We start from the raw sequence: 6,757 nt of genomic DNA, 5'->3' as shown, positions 1-6,757 counted from the left end.
GTTTTGCTATTTTATTCGTTCTTGTTAAATCTGTAGACTTATAGTTTCTAAAAAGAACTTGTTGGTGGCAAGAGGGCGAAAAGTATAATCTAGCTTCTATTTTCTGTTTTTTCAGGTCTTCTATTACTTGTTTGTTGCGAACTTCTTCCGGACAAAGAATAGGCATAAATTGCTGAATAACTGCTTCTGTCTTTTGGAGTTTCCACCCTTTTTTCATTAACCCATTACTTTGTAACAACTGTTTATACCATTCAGAAATACGGGTGCGTTCTTTTAATTTGTCATCCCATTTTTTCATAGTTGCAATCCCAATCGCGGCTGCATATTCAGACATTTTACAATTAAACCCCATCATCGTGCATTCACGGTTTGTATCAAATCCGAAATTACCCATTCTTTTAATACGTTGTATATCTTCTTCGTTTTTACTATATATGAGCCCTCCTTCACCAATTCCGAAAGGCTTTGTTGCATGAAAGCTATATACGATTATTCCACTAAAATCTTGACCGTAATGCATCCCTCCATTCATTAATCCAAATCCCGGTGCCGCATCTACGACAACCGGAACACCCTTTTTCTCTAATTCTTCATATTCTTCTAAGTTCATCCATGAGCCAAAAGTTGCGTACGGGACAACAATTGCAACCTCTTCTTTTAATTCTTCAATCTTATCCCAGAGTACTGTTTTATCCATATACCAATCATCTATTGCAATATCAATAAAATAAGGTTCCAAACCACACCAAATAGCCGCTAATGGAGTTGCAGGGAATGTAAAACTAGGCATGAGGGCATACTTTCCTTTTTTTCTTTTCTTAAGTTGAATGGCCGTCATTAACCCTAACGTTGCGTTTGCTACTGTTGTAACAGCTCCCCTGTTCTGAAAAAATCCCGACATAATTGTTTGTTCAAAACGTTGATTTATAGGTCCATAATTCGTATATATGTGCGATGCATCAATTTCCTTCAATTCATCTAAATACTCAATTACTGGTACAGTTGAAGCACGTAAAAAAGGAATATTCTCCATATCTATCTATTCCTTCCTATCATTTTCGGACAATATAGAGCATATCTGTTTCAGATAATCCAAATTTCCTCGCACCTTTCATTCCTTGTCTTTCAGCTATGTTATATAATTCCACCTTAAATCCTGCATTCGTTAATCGTTGAATGAATCCCGATTGATTATAAATTCTCACATGATCTTCTTGACCAAAAGCTAATTTTCTCAATTGTGGTGTTACAATTAATTTATTCTCTATAATAGAATCTACATTCATTACGATTGGTACTTGAATAATTCCCCATCCATTTGGTTTTAAAACCCTATATAACTCTCGCATTGCTTTATCGTCGTCAAGAACGTGTTCTAATACATGGCTACATAAAATTACATCAAACGTATTACTATCATATGTAATACTTGTAACATCAATTTCCTTCATTAATGGATCCTTTGGTTCTATATCCCCACATACATACGTAATATTTTTATACTCGTTAAACCAATCCCTTAAATTCGCTTCAGGTGCAATATGAAGCATAGTATATTTTCTACTTAACAAGTCCGTTTCCGTTTCAATGTACGCACGATACAATCTTTCACGATCCATTGAACTACAAACTGGACATATCCCTGTATCTTTATTCCACATCTCAAATTTATATTTCGGAAAATCATAATCTGCTGGCCAAGGTAAAAATTTTTCAAATTGTTGATTGCAATATTGACAATAACAAGATTCTTTCTCAAACAGATGAGCAACTAGCTTGTTCAATCCTTTTTTAATCTTTTCATTATAAATTTGATCTAGTTCTCCATTTCTTACTGCATCCTTAACTATAAATCCCGTATTTTCTAAACAATAGGATAGGCTCTCTTTATAATCCCTCTCAGAACTTAAAAACCCACTATTATATGCATCTATAATTAATTCAATCCACTCTTCAATTGTCATTAAAATAAAATGCATTTGTTTTTGATTTTGTCCACTATGTTGTCTAAAATAGCTAAGAGGCTCTTTTATATAAACTACTTTCCCTTTCCTCATCATATCTAACCAAGTTGCAATGTCATTAATAGCAGAATAAGCCTTCCCTTTAAAATACCCAAACTTCCCTTCAAACATATCTCGATTAAATAGAACAGTTGTCGGCTCACCAACTATATTTTTTAAGTTTTTTAACATATAATTCCCTAATTCTTTTCCTTCAAAAAGTGTAGTTTCTTTCGCGATTTTCATATTCAATGTTGAAGGTGGTAATATCTCTCCGTTCTCATCAATCAGTTCACGATATGACGTCACAAATGAAATATTTTCTAACGTCAAAAAGTATTTCATCATTCTCTCGATCTTTTCATGATGAAATAAGTCATCATCTAATAAAAAGTTTATATAATCCCCGTTCGCAAGTTCTATACACTTATTAAAGTTTTGAGCAACTAACGGAGTTTCATTTTTAACATATGTAATACACTCATATTCACGTAAATACGGTTGAATCATAGCATTGACTTCATTATTTGTACTGTCGTCAGAAATAATAATTTCAATATTTTCATATGTTTGATTCAGGGCGCTGTTAAGCGCCAATTCCAAGTAATACGGCCTATTGTACGCAGGAATAAGTATACTTACTTTCGGTAAAGGAGAATTATTATTTATATGTTGTTTTTTCTTTTCCATGTTTATTTTCTTTTCTTTAATTTTTTGATAATAGTCTAATGTATATAATATTGATGATGGAACTATCCTTCTTGCATAATCTAGAAAATTAGTTATCGCTTTATCTAACTCTTTTTCGTTAGATAAGAAACCATATTTTTCTCCTGCTAGAATACTATGTGAAAAATCTTCTAATCCATCCATCATTTTATTAGATTCATTTAACTGTTGATCTGGATGTAATCGAAAGTAACTCAGTGTCTCTGCTATATATACTGCTTTTCCTTTACTTAATAAAGATAACCATGAAGCTATATCTACGTTACAAAGATACCTCCTCTTATCAAAAATCCCATACGGTTCTTGTAAATCATTTTTACGAAATAAAACTGTTGTCGGTTCTCCAATATAATTTTTTTGATCGACAATTACCCTATTTGCTAATTCTGTTCCCTCTATAATCGTATCCTCTTTAAATAAACGGACAGTTGAATAAATATGTCGTAGTTCTTTCCCTTTTTCATCAATTACTTGACGATGGGATGTTACAAGCTTAATTTCATTATCTAAATCATTGAAAAAATACTTCATCATTTTTTCAATTTTATCCACATGAAAGATATCATCGTCCATTAAAAAATTTATATACTCACCGCTCGCTTCATGAAATAACATTAGAGCATTTTCAAACTGTCCAAGAGTTGACCTGTTTTTTATATAAGTAATATTTGAATGATCACATAAGTATTTTTGTAACACCTTTTCTGTTTCATCATTCGTACTATCATCTCCAACTATAATTTCTATATTAGGGTACGTTTGTTCCAACACACTACATAACGCCTCTTCAAAGTAGCGTGGACGATTATATGTAGGAATTAATACACTTACCAACGGAAGTTGATCTACCACCTCTTCATTTCTTTCAATACGAGTTCTCATTTTACTCTCTCACCTCTTCGCATATTATTTATATACGCGACACAAAAATCACATTACTTTAACCGAATGGAGCCTATATACTTTTATGCAGACATGAAACGAAATATCATACTTTTCGTTCCTGAATAAACATATTTAATAACACGGACATTTTATTTGCACCTTTTTTATTCATATGATCACTATCATAAAAATCATCATCGCAAAATAATGGCGAATCAAATAAATCTATAATTTGAAAAGAATATTGAGATTGAAAATCTTTTATAACGTTATAAAAATCTTCTTTTAATTTCTTACTACTACAATTGAAATAATGTGAAGTAACAGGAAATACAACAATTAGTGGTTTTATATCATGTTTTAAAAGTAATTCTAAATATGTTTTAAAAATTGTTTTATTTTCAACTAAAGTATGAGGATATGACAATTTAGCATGTGAAGCTGCTCTTATTTTTCCGTGTTCTTCAAAAGGAATGTGAAGAGGAGTGATATTCCATTCAGCATTTATCCAGGGCAATATCAATGATTCATCTGTTAGTTCGTCTAATAAAATATATTCAAAATGCAAATTAAAAATAGAAAAAAGTGGTTTCGGGGTATCTAGATGTGAGAATCCATCAGTGGATAGAGGAGAATGAACTACAGTATGATGGCCGTCTTGAAACAATGGATAATATACTTTGTGAATTCTATATGATTCAGATGATAACGACATGTCAAAGTAAAACGAGAAATAAGCTATTCCTATCAAACAATATTGAAAGGAGTGATTGTTTGATAGAAGTTGTGATGCTATTAAATAATCATAGTATAAATCTTGCGATGGAAGTGTTAGTTTTATTGACTTTTTTGAGAGGAGCTCCGCACTTATGCCACAATGCGGATAAGACAAGCCCGTCGCAAACAATTCATACGTCGGATCACCCTTTGCTTTTTTCATAGAAATGTATAAAGACATAAGATCCGGATTTATTTGATAGATAGAAATTAATTTATTCCTCCATTCATACATGTATTTTGTTAAATTAATAATTTTTGTACTTTGCACGCCCCTATTTATCAATTCATTTGTAAGTTTTTCTGCGTCCACTCTCCAAATGATTATATATTGAAAAGAATTTTCTATTTGAACAATGGCTGAAACATCTACAACATGAACGATTGTTTTACATTTATTTTTGTCTAATGCATTTTGAATCTTCCCCTTTGATAATTCATCACTTAAAACAATAATTTTATACTGCTCCTTCATATATATCCCCTCCATTATATGTATAATATGAAATTCATTTTTCATTCGTAACGATCATATACATTTGCCATCCATCATAAACAAGAATAGAATATTCATTTCAAAACAAAAAAATAGCTCCACCATTAGGCGTAGCTATTTTTCCATTACATACTTAATAAAATTATATTCCTTTGTCTAACTCATAAAGCATACGATACTTTTCGTTTTCTTTCAGAAGTTGTTCATGACTACCTTGCATCACAATTTGACCACGATCAAGGAATATTACTTCATCAACATGCTCCATTCCTACAAGATGGTGCGTAATCCAAATTACTGTCTTTTCTTCCGTTGCAGAAAACATCGTTTCAATTAAAGATAATTCTGTCTTTGGATCTAAGCCGATTGTAGGTTCATCTAGTACAATGATTGGTGCTTCTTGCATTAGCGTTCTTGCAAAAGCAACCCGTTGTCTTTCCCCACCAGAAAATCTTTTTCCCATCTCATGCATTTTTGTTTGTAATCCATCTGGAAGAGAAGCAATATGAGAAGCTAATTGTGCTTTCTCTAAAGCTTTCCATATCTCTTCATCAGTTGCCTCTGGTTTGCCGATTCGCACATTATTTCCAATTGTCGTATCGAATAAATGCGGCTTTTGATTCAATACAGAAATATATTTTGATAAAAGATTCGTGTGAGCATGTTCACTATTCAATAAAACTTCACCATGTAACGGGCTTAGCGCACCTGTTAACAATTTTAATAAAGTAGATTTTCCGGTTCCGCTTCTTCCTAAAATGGCAATTTTCTTTCCTGCTTTTATTTGCAATGATACGTCTTTCAATATCATTTCATTACTATGTGGGTAACTATACGATACATGATTTAATTCAATGTCTATACGTTTTGGTGCAACATAATCTTTATCTCCATGTAATTCCTTTTCATCCTGTAAAACACCATTACCTTCTACTTGATTGAGACGATGAGCGGATTCTACATATGATGGAATTCGATCGATAGCATCTGACAGAGGAATTAACGCGTTTGTGACAGATAACGTCATTAAGACGAAAGCCGCAATAACGGTAGGAGCAATTTGTTCACTCGCAGCCTCATTTCCAGTCCATATAATCATTGAAATAACTACAATACCCACTACTAATTGAATAATACTATCCCGAATATGATTCCAACGCTTCATTCTTTTTTCCGTTTTTAACAACTGAGCATTTTGCTCTACATACTTATTAATAAATTCATCTTTTCTACCACTTGCTTGCCAATCAGATAATCCAAAAACAGCGTCTGTTAGTTGTTGATACAAACGGTTTCTTCCTTGTTTTAAAGCAACATGATTTTGCTTCATTAAAAGTAATGATACAAACGGAAGAAGAAAAACGATAATAGCTAACATACATGCTGCAATAAGTGCAAACACTACGTCAAATGCACCGATAACAAGTACGAATATGCTATATACAACTAATGCTAATATGCTAGGAAATATTGTACGTAAATATAAGTTTTGCAAATGCTCTATATCTTCGGATAATATCCCTAACATATCGCCCGTTTGAAATCGTGAACGAAAAAATAACGCCTGTGGTTCTACTATTCCATATAGTTTCGTTCTCATCTTTTCTAATATGCGTAGTACAACATCGTGTCCAACTAAACGCTCTACATAATGAAATACCGCTTGCCCTATACTAAACGCACGTGTTGCAACGATAGGAACATATACAGCCATTACATTTTCTGGTCTAAGAGCAGATTTAGAGATTAAATAACCTGAAATGAAAAGTAGCATCGCACCTGAACTAACTCCAAGCAGACCAAGGAAAATAGTTACAGTCATTCTACCTTTGTTTTGCTGTATATACGGTTTAATCCAGTTACTCAT

The 6,757-nt window shown here is 32.5% G+C and carries 4 protein-coding genes; all 4 read right to left on the bottom strand.

Annotated elements, in window-relative coordinates; translation table 11 throughout:
- Positions 1-1,033: aminotransferase class I/II-fold pyridoxal phosphate-dependent enzyme (locus MR079_RS05715; RefSeq protein ID WP_242293710.1), on the bottom strand; the 1,033-nt coding region annotated here is incomplete at its 3' end.
- Between the two features lie 19 nt (positions 1,034-1,052).
- Complete coding sequence (locus MR079_RS05710; RefSeq protein ID WP_242293709.1) at positions 1,053-3,614, bottom strand: glycosyltransferase; 2,562 nt, start codon at positions 3,612-3,614, stop codon at positions 1,053-1,055.
- Positions 3,615-3,720: 106 nt separating this feature from the next.
- Positions 3,721-4,869, bottom strand: coding sequence for a hypothetical protein (locus MR079_RS05705; RefSeq protein WP_139867650.1), 1,149 nt, complete (start codon positions 4,867-4,869; stop codon positions 3,721-3,723).
- A 163-nt stretch (positions 4,870-5,032) separates the two neighbouring features.
- Positions 5,033-6,757, bottom strand: a complete 1,725-nt coding sequence (cydC, locus tag MR079_RS05700; protein ID WP_139867651.1) for a thiol reductant ABC exporter subunit CydC — start codon at positions 6,755-6,757, stop codon at positions 5,033-5,035.

It is taken from the genome of Bacillus cereus group sp. BfR-BA-01381, from assembly GCF_022663555.1.
Classification (GTDB): domain Bacteria; phylum Bacillota; class Bacilli; order Bacillales; family Bacillaceae_G; genus Bacillus_A; species Bacillus_A pacificus.
The sequence above is the reverse complement of the archived record's forward strand: the minus strand, read 5'-3'. Positions and strand labels throughout refer to the sequence as shown.